The 17,873-nt window shown below is 35.5% G+C and carries 17 protein-coding genes; 11 read left to right on the top strand and 6 right to left on the bottom strand.

Annotated elements, in window-relative coordinates; translation table 11 throughout:
• Window positions 1-144: 144 nt before the first annotated feature.
• Both ACK4M9_RS10695 and ACK4M9_RS10690 read left to right on the top strand, forming a co-directional pair.
• On the top strand, window positions 145-1,491 hold the full coding sequence (locus ACK4M9_RS10695; protein ID WP_409850207.1) for a DEAD/DEAH box helicase: 1,347 nt from the start codon (window positions 145-147) through the stop codon (window positions 1,489-1,491).
• Between the two features lie 60 nt (window positions 1,492-1,551).
• The gene (locus ACK4M9_RS10690) at window positions 1,552-2,439 is read left to right on the top strand and encodes a deoxyribonuclease IV (protein ID WP_409850205.1); all 888 of its coding nucleotides are present in this window, start codon (window positions 1,552-1,554) and stop codon (window positions 2,437-2,439) included.
• A 281-nt stretch (window positions 2,440-2,720) separates the two neighbouring features.
• On the opposite strand, the gene ACK4M9_RS10685 is transcribed toward ACK4M9_RS10690, so the two are convergent.
• The gene (locus ACK4M9_RS10685; protein ID WP_409850203.1) at window positions 2,721-2,984 is read right to left on the bottom strand and encodes a DUF2624 family protein; all 264 of its coding nucleotides are present in this window, start codon (window positions 2,982-2,984) and stop codon (window positions 2,721-2,723) included.
• A 390-nt stretch (window positions 2,985-3,374) separates the two neighbouring features.
• On the opposite strand from ACK4M9_RS10685, the gene ACK4M9_RS10680 reads away from it, so the two are divergent.
• Genes ACK4M9_RS10680 through ACK4M9_RS10670 form a run of 3 tightly spaced genes read left to right on the top strand, consistent with a single transcriptional unit; the run spans window position 3,375 to window position 5,932 of the window.
• Window positions 3,375-4,136 carry a metal ABC transporter ATP-binding protein gene (locus ACK4M9_RS10680; protein ID WP_409850201.1) on the top strand — a complete coding sequence of 254 codons (762 nt, stop codon included), beginning with the start codon at window positions 3,375-3,377 and terminating at the stop codon, window positions 4,134-4,136.
• A complete protein-coding gene (locus ACK4M9_RS10675) occupies window positions 4,136-4,999 on the top strand; it encodes a metal ABC transporter permease (protein ID WP_409850199.1) in 864 nt (287 codons plus the stop codon). The genes ACK4M9_RS10680 and ACK4M9_RS10675 overlap by 1 nt, the downstream gene beginning before the upstream one ends.
• Before the next feature lie 21 nt (window positions 5,000-5,020).
• On the top strand, window positions 5,021-5,932 hold the full coding sequence (locus ACK4M9_RS10670; protein ID WP_409850197.1) for a metal ABC transporter solute-binding protein, Zn/Mn family: 912 nt from the start codon (window positions 5,021-5,023) through the stop codon (window positions 5,930-5,932).
• Window positions 5,933-6,381: 449 nt separating this feature from the next.
• On the opposite strand, the gene ACK4M9_RS10665 is transcribed toward ACK4M9_RS10670, so the two are convergent.
• Window positions 6,382-8,490 carry an RNA degradosome polyphosphate kinase gene (locus tag ACK4M9_RS10665; protein ID WP_409850195.1) on the bottom strand — a complete coding sequence of 703 codons (2,109 nt, stop codon included), beginning with the start codon at window positions 8,488-8,490 and terminating at the stop codon, window positions 6,382-6,384.
• Between the two features lie 95 nt (window positions 8,491-8,585).
• Complete coding sequence (ppx, locus tag ACK4M9_RS10660; protein ID WP_409850193.1) at window positions 8,586-10,121, bottom strand: exopolyphosphatase; 1,536 nt, start codon at window positions 10,119-10,121, stop codon at window positions 8,586-8,588.
• A gap of 229 nt (window positions 10,122-10,350) precedes the next feature.
• Between ppx and ACK4M9_RS10655 the strand changes: the two genes are divergently transcribed.
• Genes ACK4M9_RS10655 through ACK4M9_RS10645 form a run of 3 tightly spaced genes read left to right on the top strand, consistent with a single transcriptional unit; the run spans window position 10,351 to window position 12,409 of the window.
• Complete coding sequence (locus tag ACK4M9_RS10655; RefSeq protein ID WP_409850191.1) at window positions 10,351-11,130, top strand: metal ABC transporter ATP-binding protein; 780 nt, start codon at window positions 10,351-10,353, stop codon at window positions 11,128-11,130.
• A 1-nt stretch (window position 11,131) separates the two neighbouring features.
• A complete protein-coding gene (locus ACK4M9_RS10650; protein WP_409850189.1) occupies window positions 11,132-11,965 on the top strand; it encodes a metal ABC transporter permease in 834 nt (277 codons plus the stop codon).
• Window positions 11,966-11,995: 30 nt separating this feature from the next.
• Window positions 11,996-12,409, top strand: a complete 414-nt coding sequence (locus ACK4M9_RS10645; protein ID WP_409850187.1) for a Fur family transcriptional regulator — start codon at window positions 11,996-11,998, stop codon at window positions 12,407-12,409.
• A 72-nt stretch (window positions 12,410-12,481) separates the two neighbouring features.
• On the opposite strand, the gene ACK4M9_RS10640 is transcribed toward ACK4M9_RS10645, so the two are convergent.
• Window positions 12,482-13,048, bottom strand: coding sequence for a hypothetical protein (locus ACK4M9_RS10640; RefSeq protein ID WP_409850185.1), 567 nt, complete (start codon window positions 13,046-13,048; stop codon window positions 12,482-12,484).
• A 147-nt stretch (window positions 13,049-13,195) separates the two neighbouring features.
• On the opposite strand from ACK4M9_RS10640, the gene ACK4M9_RS10635 reads away from it, so the two are divergent.
• Window positions 13,196-13,675, top strand: coding sequence for a DUF4190 domain-containing protein (locus tag ACK4M9_RS10635; RefSeq protein ID WP_409850184.1), 480 nt, complete (start codon window positions 13,196-13,198; stop codon window positions 13,673-13,675).
• 46 nt (window positions 13,676-13,721) lie between these two features.
• Here the strand turns inward: ACK4M9_RS10635 and ispG are convergent, their stop codons facing one another.
• Together ispG and ACK4M9_RS10625 are read right to left on the bottom strand one after the other, a co-directional pair.
• Entirely contained in the window at window positions 13,722-14,816 is a 1,095-nt protein-coding gene (gene ispG, locus ACK4M9_RS10630; protein WP_409850182.1) for a flavodoxin-dependent (E)-4-hydroxy-3-methylbut-2-enyl-diphosphate synthase, read from the bottom strand.
• Between the two features lie 157 nt (window positions 14,817-14,973).
• Window positions 14,974-15,300 (bottom strand): hypothetical protein, encoded by a 327-nt coding sequence (locus ACK4M9_RS10625; protein ID WP_409850181.1) that lies wholly within the window; start codon window positions 15,298-15,300, stop codon window positions 14,974-14,976.
• A gap of 99 nt (window positions 15,301-15,399) precedes the next feature.
• Between ACK4M9_RS10625 and ACK4M9_RS10620 the strand changes: the two genes are divergently transcribed.
• Both ACK4M9_RS10620 and ACK4M9_RS10615 read left to right on the top strand, forming a co-directional pair.
• Window positions 15,400-16,617 (top strand): MFS transporter, encoded by a 1,218-nt coding sequence (locus ACK4M9_RS10620; protein ID WP_409850179.1) that lies wholly within the window; start codon window positions 15,400-15,402, stop codon window positions 16,615-16,617.
• 141 nt (window positions 16,618-16,758) lie between these two features.
• Window positions 16,759-17,631 carry a DUF1002 domain-containing protein gene (locus tag ACK4M9_RS10615; protein WP_409850394.1) on the top strand — a complete coding sequence of 291 codons (873 nt, stop codon included), beginning with the start codon at window positions 16,759-16,761 and terminating at the stop codon, window positions 17,629-17,631.
• Window positions 17,632-17,873: the final 242 nt, after the last annotated feature.

The following is a 17,873-nucleotide window of genomic DNA, read 5'->3' as shown; positions in this document are numbered from 1 at the left end:
GGGTACAATAATCAGTGACGAATAATTTCCCCACCATTTTGATTTTATGAAAAGAATGGTATAGTATAATGTCTAGGATAATAATGTCAGACCACATCGAAAAAGCTCGACTAAATTAAAGATACAAAAGGTAGGAGAATGTTTATGAGTACGAAATCAAATTTTGAGCGTTTCCAATTAAAACCATTTATTATTAAGGCTTTAACTGACCAACGCTTTGCTTTACCAACTGAAATTCAAGAACGGTTAATCCCAGCGATCATTTCAGGAAAAGATGTAATTGGACAATCACAGACAGGTTCTGGTAAAACATTAGCGTTTTTAATTCCAATTATTGAGCGGATAGATGTTACAAAAGAGGAAGTACAAGCAGTTATAACGGCACCAACTAGAGAGTTAGCTACACAGATCTTTAGTGAACTAGAAAAAATTCTCCAGTTCTCAAAAAATGAAGAAGATGAAATTTCTGCTAAGCTAATTGTTGGTGGTACTGACCGCTTAAAGACGATTGGAAAATTAAAAACACAACCACAAATCGTTGTTGGGACACCAGGACGCATTTTTGATATGGTAGAAGAGCAAGCCTTAAAAGTTTATACTTCTCAAATATTTGTTGTTGATGAAGCAGATCAAATGCTTGATATGGGTTTCATTGAAGAAGTTGATAAAATTGCTTCTCGTATGGGAGAAGAACTTCAAATGTTAGTTTTTTCTGCAACCATTCCGGAAAAACTTCAACCATTTTTAAAGAAATACATGAATAATCCACGTCATGTTCAAGTTGATCCACAACAAACAACAGCTGAAAAAATTGACCATTATTTACTCCCAGCCAGACATAGAGACAAACTAAAACTTGTTGTTGAAATAGCTAAAAAGTATAATCCTTACTTTGCAATCATTTTTGCGAATACCAAAGAGCAAGTTGATGAAGTGGCTGATGCAATGCTTCAGGCTGGAATGAATGTTGAGAGAATCCACGGTGGTTTGCAGCCAAGACAGCGTAAGCAAGTGATGAAAGAGGTAAATTCAGCTAAAGTGCAATACTTAGTTGCTTCAGACCTAGCGGCTCGAGGGATCGATATAAAAGGTGTAACACATATCATTAATTATGAATTACCAAAAAATGATTTAGATTGGTATATTCACCGTGTAGGTCGTTCGGCACGCGCTGGAGAATCTGGAATTGCCTTATCTATTTATGAAGAAAAGGACGAAGCTGCAATTCAGAAATTAACGGAACGTAAAATTCGTTTTACCTATGTTGATTTAAAAAACGGTGAATTTGTAGAGTTGGAAAATAAGGTAAGACGCCATGTAAGAAAAACAACATTGGTAACACCAACGGGAACAAAAAAAGGTACGGTGGTTGCTAACACTGGTGGTAAAGCAAAGGCAAAGCCGAAAAAAGTAAAGCCTTCATATAAGAAAAGAGCAAGATGGGCACAAGAGAAGATAGATCAGCAAAATAGAAAAAAGAAAAAGAAATAAAGTTGTTTCCTAATTAATGTTGCTTCGACTTCTAGGAAACGTTTTAAAGGAGATGAGAGGATGAAACTTGGATCGCACGTATCAATGAGCGGAAAAAAAATGCTCTTAGCGTCAAGTGAGGAAGCTATTTCATATGGGGCAAACACTTTTATGATTTATACTGGGGCACCGCAAAATACTCGCAGAAAGCCAGTAGAAGAATTAAATATTGCTGCTGGTATTGCTCATATGCGTGAACATGGAATCGATGAAATCATCGTTCACGCCCCTTATATTATAAATATTGGGAATTCACAGAAGCCGGAAACGTTTGAGTTGGGTGTAAATTTCTTACGTTCTGAAATCGCTCGTACTCACGAACTTGGTGCAAAACAAATAGTCTTACATCCTGGTGCCCATGTTAATGCAGGGGCAGACATAGGCATTAAAAAGATTATTGAAGGGTTAAATGAAGTATTACAAAAAGATCAGGAAGTTCAGATTGCACTTGAAACCATGGCAGGGAAAGGTTCAGAATGTGGAAGGAATTTCGAAGAATTAGCTGAAATTATTAATGGAGTTCAGCATAACGAGAAGCTATCAGTTTGCTTAGATACTTGCCATGTTCATGATGCAGGCTATAATATCGTCGAGGATTTTGACGGTGTCCTAAATGAATTTGATAAACTAGTAGGATTGGATCGCTTAAAGGTACTTCATATAAATGACAGTAAAAATATTCGTGGTGCTAAAAAAGATCGCCATGAAAATATCGGTTTTGGTCATATTGGTTTTGAGGCTCTTTGCTACATCGTCCATCATCCACAGCTGATCGATATTCCTAAAATTCTTGAAACACCATTTGTAGGCGTAGATAAAAAAGATACGAAGCCACCATATAAACATGAAATTAATATGTTAAGAACTAAAACGTTTGACCCAGAACTTTTACAAAAGATTATGGCATAATCAACTGACTTCCGCGCTCAACACTGAATGAAAATGTCGGCCGACTTCTTACCTTGACCGAAAATTTCTTCTGGTAAATCCATATGTCGGACAAAAATACGCGGTACCATCTCCAATTAAAACCGCTGGATTCTAACGAATTTTAGAGGCTCGTTCAAGAAAATCCACCGACATATAGTTAATACTCAAAAAAGTTTTCATACAAAAAAACTCCCTTTGCTAGTTAAACTAGCAAAGGGAGTTTTTTTGATTTAAGCAATGTCTCATACCTTAGTTTTTCCTTATAAGTATTGATCATACTGCTTTAACATTTCATTCATCTTTTTTTCCGTATTAGCATCAACTTGTTGCTTAATTTTAGTTAAAATTCGTTCTCTTTGAGCTAGATTTGTAACATCAATTGTTTCCGAACGTAGGATCGCAATAATTTTCTGAGCCTGGTTTTCAGTAATCTTAAATTGATACTGTTTTGCTAATTGGATCAATTCATCTTTTTTTATTGTATTTAACTTATGGTTTACCATTTGAAGTATAAATGGATTCATTTACAGACCTCCTATTGTATATATCAGTCTGTTTAGTTTATGATTTCATGCTTAGTTCGTGAACAGTTATTTACCAGATTTTAAATTTTCTAAAAAAGAGCTAAGCTTAAAAGTAAAAGTATTGCAAAATTTATAAGTAACTCTTATAATTTAGTTAAGCTAAAAAAAGTTTCCCTCAGGAAACAATTTAATGTATAGGCAATTATACAATGCACATATACAGGTGAAAAACATATATTGAAATTGATTAGTTTAAAGAAGTACAGCTAATGATTGGTTAAGTCTTACGTTCAGTAACTTAGTAAGATTTTTATTTTTAGAGTAAAAGTTGCCTTAGAGCAAAATAATGTACTAGAAACGAACCTTTCAAATACTAAAGGAGGAACTATTATGACGGCTAATCAACCTGAATTGAAAGTTGAGAGTCTTTCTGTTAATTATGATGGTCATCACGCATTAAAAAATATCAACTTTAGTTTTGAGCGTGGTCAGCTTGTTGGAATTATCGGACCAAATGGTGCTGGAAAATCCACATTGATAAAAGCGATTTTAGGCTTGGAAAATTTTATTGGGAAGATTGAAATTTGCGGAAAGTCAATAAAAGAGATGCGAAAAAAAATCTCCTATGTTCCTCAAAGAAGTTCAATCGATTTTGATTTTCCTGTTTTAGTAGAGGATGTCGTTTTGATGGGGAGATATGCTTTTATTCCTTGGTATAAAAAAGCTGGAATAAAAGATAAAGAGATAGCTAGTGCAGCACTGGAGAAAGTTGGCATGACAGCCTTCGCTAAACGACAAATTGGCCAACTATCTGGTGGACAGCAGCAAAGGGTGTTTATCGCGAGAGCTTTAGCTCAACAAGCGGATATATTTTTCTTAGATGAACCTTTTGTCGGAATTGATGCTACGTCAGAGGAGATCATTGTAGCGTTACTGCGTCAACTCCAAGCTGAGGGAAAAACAATTTTTGTAGTCCACCATGATTTAAGTAAGGTAGAAAAATATTTTGATCAATTATTATTGTTGAACCAAGAGTTAGTTGGAGCCGGAAAAGTAGCTGATGTTTACAAACCTGAACTACTTACAAAAGCATATAAAGGTAGTATCACTTTATTTGGTAATAATGACAACATGATGGTGGTGAACAGTTAATGCAACAAGTAATGAACTTTATTGATCAAGTATCTAGATATCAATATTTACAAAATGCTTTAATTGCAGCCATTTTAGTTGGGATTATTTGTGGTGTGATCGGTTGTTTTATTATTTTAAGAGGGATGGCCCTTATGGGAGATGCAATTTCACACGCCGTTTTGCCGGGAGTCGTCATTGCCTATATGCTTGGAGCTAGCTTTTTTGTTGGTGCCGTAATTACCGGGGTATTAACCGCGTTAGGAATCGGTTATATATCGCAGAATAGTAGAATTAAAGATGATTCAGCAATCGGGATTATGTTTACTGCGATGTTTGCTTTTGGGGTTGTCCTTAATTCTAGCCTAAAGGGAACAAGTGTTGATCTATGGCACATTCTTTTTGGAAATGTATTAGCCGTTTCAACAACTGACCTTTGGGTTACTTTTGCGATGAGTATATTTGTAATCGGGATGATCATTTTGTTTTATCGTCCCCTTTTACTAAGTACTTTTGATCCAACAATGGCGAAAGCGACTGGATTACCCGTGAAATTTATTCACTACATGCTAATGTTACTCTTATCGCTTGTTACAGTAGCTTCCTTGCAGGCAGTAGGAATTATCCTCGTAGTTGCAATGTTAATTACACCAGGAGCAACTGCGTACTTATTAACTGACCGTTTGTCAATCATGCTTGTTTTATCGGCAGTTTTCGGTGTCATTTCAGGTGTTTTAGGCATATACTTCTCGGTCATTTTTGATGTCAGTTCTGGCTCAACAATTGTTTTAATTGCTTCATTATTATTTGGTCTTGCTTTTTTCTTTTCACCGAAACAAGGGATTATTTGGCGAGCTTTACGCTCCAAATTACAACAAGGGTAACGAAAGGGGATAGTTGGAAAGATGATTACAGGGAAAATGATTCGTTTATTTCTAGTAATGGTAGCGGTTATGCTATTAGCATTTGGCTGTGGAACTAAGGAAAATAGCAACGGTGGCGAACCAACAGAAGGCTTATCAATTGTTTCTAGCTTTTCAATTTTAGATGACATCATTGGCGAAATTGTTGGTGAGCGTGGAACGACAAGTTATATCGTTCCGATTGGTGAAGAGCCTCATGAATATGAACCTTTAAATAGTGATTTTCAAAAAGTTAGTGACGCAGATCTATTTATTGTCAATGGACTAGATTTAGAAGAATGGTTAACGAAAATAGTTGGCCAGGTTACGGATACACCTGTTTTTGAGGCATCCACAGGTGTAGAACCAATCACTTTAGTAGGCTCAACTGATGAGTATGATCCCCATGCTTGGCTTAGTGTACCAAATGTTATCCAATACGTTGAAAATATCGTTGCGAAACTCTCAGAGTTAGATCCAGAAGGTGCTCCCATTTATGAGTCGAATGGAGAACGTTACCTAGAAGAACTTCAACAATTACATGAATGGATTGCAAACGAGGTAGCGCAAATACAAGAAGAAAACCGTGTTATCGTTGTTAGTGAAAATGCCTTTAAATATTTTGGTGCACAATACGGTTTTGTAACTGAGGGAATTTGGGATATTAATTCTCATGAAGAAGGAACAACAGGGCAAATTTCGCGAATTATTGATATTGTTAGAGATAATAATGTACCTGCATTATTTGTAGAGACGACCGTAGATCCAAGGTATATTAATCAAATTGCTTCTGAAACAGGTGTGGAAGTTGCAGGTACTGTTTTTACAGATGCAATTGGGAAAACTGAAGATACTAACTCATATATAAAAATGATGAGGACAAACGTTGAAACATTTGTTAATGGTTTAAAATAGCTATAAAAAAAGCGAAAGGAGGATACCTTTCGCTTTTTTGCCTGTCGGGGCTTAACGGGGCGGCTTGCTTTTCTCTTGTCTAGCAACGTCGCCCAGCCCCTCGAGGTCAAATAACCTTTCAGATAAAAAGTGAAAAGGCGCACTTTTTTTCTGAAAGAACATTTGCTAGTCGGGGCTAAGCAGGGCGACTTGCTTTTCTCTTGTCTAGCAACGTCGCCCAGCCCTCGAGGTCAAATAACCTGTCAGATAAAAAAGTGGAAAAGGCACACTTTTTTTCTGAAAGAACATTTGCTAGTCGGGGCTAAGCAGGGCGACTTGCTTTTCTATTGTCTAGCAACGCCGCCCAGCCCCTCGAGGTCAAATAACCTGTCAGATAAAAAAGTGAAAAGGCACACTTTTTTTCTGCCATGTTATTTGCTAGTCGTGGCTTAAAGGGGCGGCTTGCTTTTCTAGTTATCTTCGAAATACTTGGCGGCCATGTGATAAAAGATTAACTGGCTTTGGACATCAATTTCATGATCGCGCTTTTTTACATATGAGTAATTTCCATCTTTATCTTGCTGTCTCGCTTTTACGTTATCCCTTAATGTTATCTCTAAAATATTTTTAATTCTGGTTTTAATTCTTTCATCTATGATGGGGAAAAGGATCTCAATTCGTTTTTCCATGTTACGTGTCATCCAGTCAGCAGAAGATAGATAGATTGAGTCTTTGCCGCCATGACGAAAGTAAAATAATCGACTATGTTCTAAAAAGCGATCGACGATACTACGAACAATAATGTTGTCGCTAACCCCCTCGATACCAGGCCTTAAACAACAAATACCTCTAATAATTAATTCTATGCTAACACCTGCTTGGCTTGCTTCATATAGTTTCATAATGATCGGTTTATCAGTTAACGAGTTCATCTTTGCAATGATTTTTCCGTTCCCAGTTTCTCTATGATAAGATATTTCTTCATCAATTAATTGTAAAAAAGTTTCTCTAATTTCAAAAGGAGCTGTTGATAAGTAATTCCATTTTGGTTTTTCACTATAGCCACTTAAATAATTAAAAAAGTTGGTCGCATCAATCCCGAAATTCTCATCGCAAGTGAGTAAGCCCATATCTGTATAAAGTTTAGCGGTGGTGTCGTTATAATTTCCAGTTCCTAGGTGAACAAAACGTTGGATATTATTTTCGTCATGGCGTACGACTAAAGTAATTTTACTGTGAGTTTTAAGTGCAGTAATTCCATAGATAACGTGAACTCCCGCCTTTTCTAACTTCTTTGCCCATTGAATATTATTTTCTTCATCGAATCTGGCTTTTAGTTCAACAAGAACAGTCACTTGCTTGCCATTCTCTGCAGCCCTTGCTAATGCATGTATGATTGGTGAGTCTCCACTTACACGATATAACGTTTGTTTTATAGCTAGAACATGAGGATCGTCAGCCGCAGCCGATATAAAATCAATGATTGGTTGAAACGACTCGTATGGATGGTGCAAAAAGATATCCTTTTTTAAAATAGCTTCAAAAATATCTTCATCATTAACTAAATCTTCTGGTGGTTGAGGAACTAACGTTTCATTAATTAAATAGTCATGTTCTGCACCAATTACTGAATAAAATTTAAATAAAAAAGTGAGATCGAGGGGGCCATTAAAAGCATAAACATCCCTTTGTTTTAATTCTAAAACATCTAATAAAAAAGCAAGTACTTTCTCAGACATTTTACCCTTTTGCATTTCTAGTCGAACCGCAGATCCGGATTTCCGCTTTTTTAATTCCTTCTCAATTTCCCGAAGTAAATCACTAGATCCTTCTTCATGTATGGTTAGATCGGCATTTCTCGTTATCCGAAATGGGGAAACGGATAAAACAGAATACCCTTTAAAGAGCTTATAAAGGAAATGGCTAATCACATCTTCTAGAAGGATAAATTGACTTTTCTCATTCTGCGATGGAACCGCAATAAAACGAGTCAATACGCCGGGAACTTGAACAATTGCTAACATTTCTTTTTTGCTATTAGGTTTCTTTAACAGAACCGCTAAGTTTAAACTCTTATTTAAGAGCATTGGAAAGGGGCGATATGCATCGATGGCCATTGGCGTAAGTACTGGTAAAATATATGTTTCAAATCTTTCCTTAAGAAATTCCATTTGCTCACTAGATAATTGTTCGATCGCTAAAAATTGAAAACCTTCATGATATAACATCGGTAAAAGGGTTTCTGTAAAGACCCGGTCTTGTAGTGTAACAATCCGATGATTTAAGTTTGAGATTTTTTCAAGTTGTTCACGCGGAGTTAATCCAGCTTTATTTTCAGGTCTATTAAACCCTGCTTTTACTTGATCTTTTAAGCCTGCCACTCTTACCATAAAAAATTCATCCGAATTTGAGCTGAAAATAGCGAGAAACTTCAGTCGCTCTAATAGTGGATTTCGTTCATCAATGGCCTCTTCTAACACTCTCTCATTAAAAGAGAGCCAACTTAACTCTCGATTATTGTAAAAGTTTGGGTTATTCAAATCGATATTATCACTAATGAGATTTGAATTTTCAATCATGAAGATCCACCCTTCCTAACAGTAATTAATTCTGATTTTAAAACGTCACCATTTAATTTTACCAGTATTTTCATAGTTGTTTTGTAAATTATATGTTAATTTTTGCTACAAAAGAGCAATTCAATCCGTTTTTTTAATGCCTTTTCAAGGTGTTTCTTATATTTTTGCGCCTGATTTTCTTCAAAGTATGGTTCTTTTATATAACTAAGTTTTAGTCTAATTGTCTCTTCATTATTTTCTAATGTTTGTATTGTAGAAAAGACTTCGCGTTTTGTACGGTTTAAACCATAAGAAAATTTAAGGATAGCTCCTAATAGTTCTATTTTTTCTACCTCATTTTTGGTAAACCACCCTTTAAACGGAGCGATATACGTTTGCAGTGCATTTTTAGATTTAAAAGAAGCGATTAGCGCTAGTTTTAATCGTTCCATATGTGAGAGACCATCAATGGACAAATTCGTTAACAAGTAATAAGTATGCTGGCTACTCGCTTCGTGACTAATAAACTCACCCAAATAAAGGACGCGGCTACCTAAATGCAAGAGGCGTAAGTCTTCTTGTGTTAACGTGAGTTGAGTGAAGAGTTTAAGCTCATAAAAAAGCTCTGTTGCAAGTTTAGATAAATACTTTACATTATCAATGTTTATCTCATAGTCACGAGTTAGTTGATAAAAGCTTTCCTCTACTACATTAGGAAAAAAGTCGATATTAAGCTCTTTAAATAACTCCTCGTAAAATAGACCATCTCGAAGCCCTTTATTACTCATAATAAATGTTTTCCCACTAGCTACTTCCATTAATTTTGTAATTGCTTCAGCAGCTGGAATAATTATATCTGTGCGGTCTTTCGATAGGCCATCGATAAACTGTCTCTCTTTAACAGATAATGTACTTAGGTTGTTCGTAATCTCTTTTATAGCTTCGTAGCTCATCTCATATTGATGTAAGCCTGAGAGGGGATATGCTGTTTTTCTTTGATGAATAAGAGAGAGGTTTCTAGAGCTGCCACCAATTCCAACAATAGGCATACCAACCTCATTTAGCCATGGTAATGATTGAAATTGATTTTGCAAAAATATTCTTAATTTCGTTAACTCATCAATCGTAGGCGTTTCATTTTTAATGAACCTTTGCTTTAACGAGATAGCACCAAAAGGAAAGCTGTGATAATTAAGTAACACTCTGTCTTTAAACAAAGTTATTTCTGTACTGCCACCACCTATATCAATAGTCACTCCGTCTTCAATGCTCGTTGAATTTGTTACAGCTAAATAACCAAAAAAGGCTTCTTCGTATCCTGACAAGACCTGAATTTCAAAATTTGTTGCTTCAGTTACTGTTGCTAAAATTTCACATTGATTTTTTGCTTGGCGGATCGCCGCTGTTGCTAAACACTTAACTTTTTTGAGTTCATATGTACGTGTAATTTCCTGAAATTTTTGTAAAGAATTTAGCAACACTGATATTCCTTTATCCGTTAAATTTCCAGACTCGTTAATATGGCTACTGAGTCTAGCCACCACTTTTTGATTTAAAATCTCTTTATAGTAACCGCTAGTATCCAATTGGAAAATAACTAGGCGAATTGAGTTAGAGCCTATATCAATAAGAGCAATATTTTGTTTTTGCATCGGACAAAACCTCCTAGAATATTGGGGAGAAAAAGGGTATTTATTTCATTATACAACACTATACTTGAAAGGGAGTTTCGTTTACAAAACATTAACAGTCATGTATACTACCAATGGATAAAACGTAATCGTTCTTAAATTTATATATGGAAACAGATGCTTCTTGACGAGGGTGTGTAAGAATTGGGCATTAGTGCTATTAGCATCTTTCAGTGGGGGATAATTTATTATGGATCATGAAGTTGAAAAAAGTGAGTATGTCATCGACATTCGTTCTTTATCTTTTCAATATGGTACAAAAACCGTTTTGGAAAATATCAATTTACAAGTTCAAAAAGGAAGCTTTTTAGGGTTAGTTGGACCGAATGGTTCAGGGAAATCAACCTTAATCAAGTGTATTTTAGGCTTATTACAGCCAAATAAAGGTGATATAAAACTATTTGGGCAGCCAATAAACAAATTTAATCATTGGGAAAAGATTGGCTTTGTTTCTCAAAAAGCAAATAGTTTTAATACAGGTTTTCCAGCATCAGTATTTGAAGTTGTTTCAATGGGGTTATTTAGGAAAGTTGGTTTATTTCGCTTTCTTACTAAACAGCATAAGGAAAAGGTTAGAGAAGCAATCGCATTAGTAGGGATGACCGATTACCTTAAGCAAAATATCGGTGAGCTTTCAGGGGGACAGCAACAACGTGTATTTATTGCAAGAGCATTAGTGAGCGATCCCGAATTATTGATACTAGATGAGCCAACGGTTGGTGTCGACATCCAATCTGCAAATAATTTTTATGAAATGCTCAGTGAATTAAATCAAAAAGGGATAACCCTACTTCTAGTTACCCACGACGTTGCCGCTATGACAGAAAAGGTTAGCGCTGTAGCTTGTTTAAATAAACAGTTACATTTCCACGGAAATACTAATGATTTTCAAGAAAACCATGGCCTTTCAGCGTTTCACGGTCAAGAAGTGCATTTACTTACTCACAATCACGGCCATGGAGGGCAGTAGTATGGAGTTGATATCTGTTTTTCTCCAGTATGAATTTTTAAGAAATGCTTTTCTTACAGGGATTATGGTTGGCTTTTTAGCGCCTATTCTAGGTGTTTTTCTCGTTGTAAGGCGGTTATCGCTAATCGCAGACGCATTGTCCCACATCACTTTAGCTGGGATTGCTGGAAGTCTCTTATTAGGAAAGCATGTTTTATTTTTTGCTGGTCTTAACCCACTCTATTTAGGGATCATATTTTCCGTAGGGGGAGCGCTTTTAATTGAAAAATTAAGAACCGTATACAAGACATACCAAGAGCTATCAATTCCAATTATCCTTTCGGGAGGAATTGGATTAGGGGTAGTCTTTATTTCCTTAGCTGATGGATTTAATACTGATCTTTTTAATTATTTATTTGGTAGTGTAATTGCTGTTACTAGATCTGATTTATGGACAATTTCTGCAATAACTCTTATTGTGACGGTGCTATTACTTTTCTTTTACAAAGAATTATTCTTTTTATCCTTCGATGAAGAACAAGCGATTGTTTCTGGAATTAATAAAAAGCTAGTCCATTTAATATTCATTATTATGGTAGCTCTAGTCATTGCTTCTTCGATGCGTATTGTTGGCATACTTTTAGTATCTTCGCTAATGACATTACCAGTTGCTGCTAGTATGCGAATTGCTAAAGGGTTTAAGCAAATGTTTATTTTTTCTATACTATTTGGTGAATTATCAGTTATAGTAGGTCTAATAAGTGCTTATCATTTGGATTTAGCACCAGGTGGTACAATTGTTGTGACAGCTGTTTTGATCTTAGTTATAACAATTTTATTGAAAAAGAAAAATTAAAAGTAGTTTTTGTAAAGGGGGGCATTTTAGATGGATGTTACACAAGCATTACTCCTTTTAAAAGAAAAAGGGTACAAGCATACAGGGAAAAGGGAACAGATGCTCCAATTATTTTCAGATCAAGGTAGGTATATTGCAGCAAAAGATGTATTGGAAGCTATGCAACCTGATTATCCAGGGTTAAGCTTTGATACAATTTACCGAAACTTATCTACGTTTGTTGATCTTGGAATTTTGGAGATGACGGAACTTGATGGTGAAAAAAAGTTTCGTTTCAGTTGTTCCATTGATCAACACCATCACCACATTATTTGTTTAACATGTGGAAAAACGAAACATGTTCATTTATGTCCAATGGATCAATTTAATGATACTAAGGATTTTAAAATTATCGGTCACAAATTTGAAGTTTATGGGTACTGCAGAGAGTGTAGTAATGATTAATAAAAAGTTCCTCCTAAGCCTTGCTAGGGAGGAACTTTTTTGGCGCCGCCAGGCAGGCGCTCTGCGCTTTTCTTATAACCAATTCTCTACCCAGTTAGCAGCTTCTTTCCAATTTTTCACTCTTACAACTTGTTTAGGAATAGGGTCTTGGTTGTATGGTGTATCAATTAAAATCACAGGAATGTTACACTGTTCTGCAATATCAACGGCATTATCATGTTTATCTTCAAAAAATATATCAATGTTATGCTTTTTAACTGCATTTAATTTATCATGCTGGCCGAGTAGTTCAATATGGTGGTATGGAATGTTATGTTTTTGAAACCATTGTTGTGTAATCTCGAGGAGGTGTTTCCCACGTGCACTAATGTAAGTGAAATGATGTTGATCTTGCCAGTTTTTTAAAACATCAGTAAAAGAAGTGGCAAGCATTGCGTTAGCATATATAATTGGTTCATATTCATTCATCCACTCCCCAAATTCTTCTTTTGTAATATCTAACAACGGCGTTAATTCATATTGAGTGATGTCTGCCAGTGTAATATTTTTTTTGAAATGTTGGTTTAGATAAGGAATAAATGTTTCTGGAGAAGTAACAGTTCCATCAATATCTAAGCCAAAGCGTATTTGTTTTTTCATAAGCCCCCACCAATTCAATAGTAAATTTTTTCTTCTAATATCATACCACAAAATGAACATTCCTTAATTTGAAATCATTAACATCTATATCTGACACAACTAGTGTAATACTAAAAATGCTCCTGAAAAAGAAAGTGAGGGATGACAATGACAGATATAAATAACAACAATATGAACAACAATAGGTTTAACGGTGTTAATAACAATAATAATAATTATGTTAAAAACACTAACACGGATTCCCGTTCTCTTGTTTTAGAGGATAAAGAACGAGACGAAAATCCAAATGGTGTAACATCCGCCGATTATCCTATTGGTGATCATCGAGAAGAAACAGCAGCTGAGTTTGCTCCCCAACGTGGATTCGTTGGTGAACGTCCTTTTGCTGACGATGTTGACAGAGATACCGACATGGACGGTGAAGTTACTGAAGGCAGAGGCGTAGGAGCATTTGCCATCGTACTTTCGATAATTTCATTGTTCTTCTTACCTGTTATTTTAGGAGCGGCAGGTATAATTGTTGGCTTTATCGCTCGTCGAAATGGAGCTACTGGACTTGGAAACTCTGCTATCGGGATCGGTGCGCTTTCAATTATTCTAACGTTGTTTTTCTCACCATTTTTCTAAAACAATTTTAACAGGAAATAAAAAAGGAGCCCCACTGGGCTCCTTTTTAACTATTTTTTTGCATTTTTATTTTTTCAGCGGCGATTAAATCAATTTCTTTTTTTAATTCTTCTACCATGATTGCCTCAGGAACTTTTCGTACGATCTCACCATGCCTAAATAATAAACCTTCTCCTCGTGCACCGGCAATACCGATATCAGCTTCCTTTGCTTCACCAGGACCATTCACAGCACATCCTAATACAGCCACTTTTATATTAGCTTTGATTTTAGAAATATAGTCCTCGATTTCATTTGCAATACTAATTAAATCAATTTCGATCCTTCCACATGTAGGGCAAGAAATTAAGGTAGCAGCATTTGCAGCCAAACCAAAAGATTTCAATAATTCACGAGCTACTTTCACTTCTTCAACAGGATCAGCACTTAAAGAAATTCGAACCGTGTTACCAATCCCTTTGTGAAGGAGAACGCCTAACCCGGCAGCACTCTTAATTGTTCCTGCGAATAAAGTGCCCGACTCTGTAATTCCTAAGTGCAGTGGATAGTCAAAAGCTTGTGCGGCTTTTTCATAAGCTTCGATCGCTAAATCGACATCAGAAGCTTTCATTGAAACAATGATGTCGTAAAAATCTAAATCTTCAAGTATTTTAATATGATGAAGGGCACTTTCCACCATTCCATCGGCCGTAGGGTAACCGTATTTTTCAATAATACGTTTTTCTAAAGAGCCAGCATTAACCCCAATACGAATTGGAATTCCCTTTTCTTTTGCTAATTTTACAACTTGCTCTACCTTTTCTCGTTTGCCAATATTCCCTGGGTTTATCCTGATTTTGTCGGCACCACCTTCAATGGCAACTAGGGCGAGGCGATAATCAAAATGAATATCAACGACAAGCGGAATGTTTATTCTTTTCTTAATTTCACTAATAGCTTCGGCAGCGCGCATGTCAGGGCAAGCAACTCGAACAATTTGACAGCCAGCCTCTTCCAATCTTAATATTTCGGCAACAGTGGCCTCAATGTCGTGAGTTTTTGTTGTCGTCATACTTTGAATAATTACTTCATTATTACCGCCAATCGTAATTGGACCTACCTTAACAGGTCTTGTTTTTGTTCTATGGATGATTTGGGTCATTGGTTAAAATTCGCCCCTTCTAATATTAAATATTACATAAAAATTAAGAATTATGAATGAGAAGCCTTTATTAGTATGTTACTCAAAAATCCAATTCAAAATCAGTTTCATTTTATCAATGAAGGTGATTGTTTGGCAAGAAGGAAGCAATTGTTATTTACTTGTAGTAAGTTGGAATTAAATAGGCCTTTCCGATTTGGATGTTATTTGCTTTCGTTCCAGGGTTTAATGTTTCAAAATCAACAATAATTTGTTGAATTGAAGCATTCACGGGCTCATTATGAAGTTCTTCTACAATGGAAAGTACAGTATAACCAGCTTCAACTGTAATTAATTCATAGGAGATCGTAACAGTAGGTTCAGGATTACTGTCGTTGATTTGGGCTGCTGCTATTGTCTTTGTCGGTAAAGTCCCCATACTTAGGTCATAATAAACACTGTATACTGAAATTAATAATAAAATTGGTATGATTAGCTTTTTCATGGAAATCCTCCTACTAGTGTGATTTTTTAGGATTGGACAAGCTGTTAATTTAAATTATGCTTGTCCAACTCTTTATATGACAGATAATTTGGAGCTATTATGAAAAACCATTCACCCTTTTTATTAATAAGTATTGGGTTTTTACCGTTTGTAATGGTACTAGGCAATTCTATGTTAATTCCTCTATTGCCAGCAATAGAGGAGGAATTACATATAACATCTATAGAAGTTGGATTTTTACTATCAGTTTTTTCAATTGTTGCTGCAGTTGTTATCCCAGTTGTTGGTTTTTTATCTGATCGACATGGGAGAAAAAAGATTGTTCTAATTTCATTAGGTTTTGTCATGCTTGGTAGCGTCATTACCATTTTAGCTGGTCGAGGACTTTCACAACCGTTTCAATGGATAGTAATCGGAAGGGTTATTCAAGGAATAGGTGCTGGTGGAACAGCTCCATTAGCAATGGCTTTAGTTGGCGATCTTTTCACGGGAAACGAGAGAAGTAAGAATTTAGGTTTATTAGAGGTTTTTAATGGATTTGGTAAGGTTCTTAGTCCCTTTATTGGTGCATTAGCAGCGTTGCTCTTTTGGTATAGCGCCTTTTATGTCTACTTTTTCGTTTCGTTTGTAGCTTTTATGGGTATGTATTTTTTCGTAAAACCTGTTACTCAAGAGAAATATAACGACTCTGTCTTAGTTTATGGAAAAAGGTTAGTAGGAATTTTAAAGAAAGAAGGAAGTTGGTTATTTCCTTTATCTTTTTTAGGGGCAGTCTGCTTGTTTATTTTATTTGGTCTGCTTGTATTTTTATCATTTGAAATTGAGAGGATTTTTGCAATTAATGGTATTTTTAAAGGGATCGTTTTTATAATCCCATTAGGTGTTCTAACAGTTGTCTCTTATTGGACAGGTAAACAGATTGGAGAAAATCATGTCTATATGAAAAAGATAATATTTTTAGGAGCCGTGGTTATTTTTTGTGCTTTGTTCTTTTTAATGTTTTTCTCTTATTTTTCAGGTTTGATTTTTGGCTTAACATTAATCGCTGCAGGTGTCGGATTTATTCTGCCTTGTATCAATACGTTAATAACATCGTCTGTCGGGGGAAATGAAAGAGGGATCATCGTCTCTTTATATGGGATGGTTCGCTTTTTAGGGGTTGCCTTTGGTCCAATCTTTTTTACATTGTGGATGGTTGATGTTTTAGATATGTATATAAAAGCCTCTCTTTTAATGCTAATTGTTAGCTTATGGGTAATGATAGTATTAAAAATAGATTTAAAGCTATTTACTAAGAAGTATTTAGGTACCAAATAAGAAAATTGTGGTTATTGGAGAAAATATATTATAAGATAATAAAATAGGTCTACAGTCCCTTTTTATTTAGGGTGAAAAAGTGTTCTATTACTTTAAGGTCGTACATAAAAATATTAGCTAGATGGAAGGAGTAAACATATGATGAAAAAATTAATAATGTTTTTTTTAATAGGTCTTTTTTGCTTTTTTGCACCCAATTCTGCTTTAGGAGATGCGGTTGTAGGTGAGGTTATTGTTACGCTAGGAGAGAATTTAACAGAAGAACAGAAAACACAACTTCTAGGAGAAATGAATGTTTCTGAAGATGTTCAAATTATCACAGTTTCAAATCAAGAAGAACACCAATACTTAGGAAATTATATTAGCAGCGCAAAAATTGGTACTCGCGCTATCTCCTCAAGTAGAATAACACTTCTAGAAAGTGGTGCTGGAATTACAGTTAAGACCAATAATATTGATTGGGTTTCTGAAGGGATGTACGCTAATGCGTTAGTAACAGCAGGAATCACTGATGCTGATATTTATGTAACTGCCCCTTTTAAAGTTTCAGGAACTGGGGCGTTGACTGGAATTATTAAAGCGTATGAAATTACAACAGAAATTGAAATACCAGAAGAACAAAAGCAAGTGGCAAATGAAGAAATGGTTAAAACTGCCGAACTAGGCGATCGTTTTGGACTTGACCAAGCGACAGAGTTAATGACTCGTATTAAAGAAGAAATTGCCAAAAATCCTGTTACAACTGATACGGAGTTAAGAGAATTAATAACACGAGTCGCAAAGGAACTTGGAATTAATCTTACTGACGAGGAACTAAATGGTTTAGTTTCGTTATTTAAACGAATGAAGGATCTAAATATCGACTGGAACCAAGTTCAGAATCAAATCGGTAAAATTCGTGATAATTTAGGTGACTTTTTAGCAAGAGAGGATACTCAGACATTTATTGGCAAATTCCTTGATGTCATAAATGAACTAATAAATGTGATTAAAGGTTGGTTTACTAAGGGGTAGTTAATAATGAATGGAGGGTGTCCGATAAGTGACAGCTCACTTCGTCTTGGTGCGGTATCTAGTTTTGTTTTTTGCAAAACATAAATCGTACCCGAAGTGACTATTACTTGCATTTGGGACACCCTCCATTTTTTTCTCCAGTTATTTGCTTATCAGTGCGTTTGCGTATTCAACGGGTAGAATATGTAAGCGTAAATCTAAACTGAAAATTTTTTCGTTTGTAACTGTTTAAAAGCAAAGGT

Source organism: Anaerobacillus sp. (assembly GCF_046314235.1).
Classification (GTDB): Bacteria; Bacillota; Bacilli; order Bacillales; family Anaerobacillaceae; genus Anaerobacillus.
Note: the sequence above shows the minus strand (reverse complement) of the source record. Positions and strands in the feature narration are given on the sequence as shown.

Bases quoted from the DNA above. Each gene is read 5' to 3' on its own strand.
- ACK4M9_RS10695 (WP_409850207.1), top strand. From the start codon at position 145: ATGAGTACGAAATCAAATTTTGAGCGTTTCCAATTAAAACCATTTATT.
- ACK4M9_RS10690 (WP_409850205.1), top strand. From the start codon at position 1,552: ATGAAACTTGGATCGCACGTATCAATGAGCGGAAAAAAAATGCTCTTA.
- ACK4M9_RS10685 (WP_409850203.1), bottom strand. From the start codon at position 2,984: ATGAATCCATTTATACTTCAAATGGTAAACCATAAGTTAAATACAATA.
- ACK4M9_RS10680 (WP_409850201.1), top strand. From the start codon at position 3,375: ATGACGGCTAATCAACCTGAATTGAAAGTTGAGAGTCTTTCTGTTAAT.
- ACK4M9_RS10675 (WP_409850199.1), top strand. From the start codon at position 4,136: ATGCAACAAGTAATGAACTTTATTGATCAAGTATCTAGATATCAATAT.
- ACK4M9_RS10670 (WP_409850197.1), top strand. From the start codon at position 5,021: ATGATTACAGGGAAAATGATTCGTTTATTTCTAGTAATGGTAGCGGTT.
- ACK4M9_RS10665 (WP_409850195.1), bottom strand. From the start codon at position 8,490: ATGATTGAAAATTCAAATCTCATTAGTGATAATATCGATTTGAATAAC.
- ppx (WP_409850193.1), bottom strand. From the start codon at position 10,121: ATGCAAAAACAAAATATTGCTCTTATTGATATAGGCTCTAACTCAATT.
- ACK4M9_RS10655 (WP_409850191.1), top strand. From the start codon at position 10,351: ATGGATCATGAAGTTGAAAAAAGTGAGTATGTCATCGACATTCGTTCT.
- ACK4M9_RS10650 (WP_409850189.1), top strand. From the start codon at position 11,132: ATGGAGTTGATATCTGTTTTTCTCCAGTATGAATTTTTAAGAAATGCT.
- ACK4M9_RS10645 (WP_409850187.1), top strand. From the start codon at position 11,996: ATGGATGTTACACAAGCATTACTCCTTTTAAAAGAAAAAGGGTACAAG.
- ACK4M9_RS10640 (WP_409850185.1), bottom strand. From the start codon at position 13,048: ATGAAAAAACAAATACGCTTTGGCTTAGATATTGATGGAACTGTTACT.
- ACK4M9_RS10635 (WP_409850184.1), top strand. From the start codon at position 13,196: ATGACAGATATAAATAACAACAATATGAACAACAATAGGTTTAACGGT.
- ispG (WP_409850182.1), bottom strand. From the start codon at position 14,816: ATGACCCAAATCATCCATAGAACAAAAACAAGACCTGTTAAGGTAGGT.
- ACK4M9_RS10625 (WP_409850181.1), bottom strand. From the start codon at position 15,300: ATGAAAAAGCTAATCATACCAATTTTATTATTAATTTCAGTATACAGT.
- ACK4M9_RS10620 (WP_409850179.1), top strand. From the start codon at position 15,400: ATGAAAAACCATTCACCCTTTTTATTAATAAGTATTGGGTTTTTACCG.
- ACK4M9_RS10615 (WP_409850394.1), top strand. From the start codon at position 16,759: ATGAAAAAATTAATAATGTTTTTTTTAATAGGTCTTTTTTGCTTTTTT.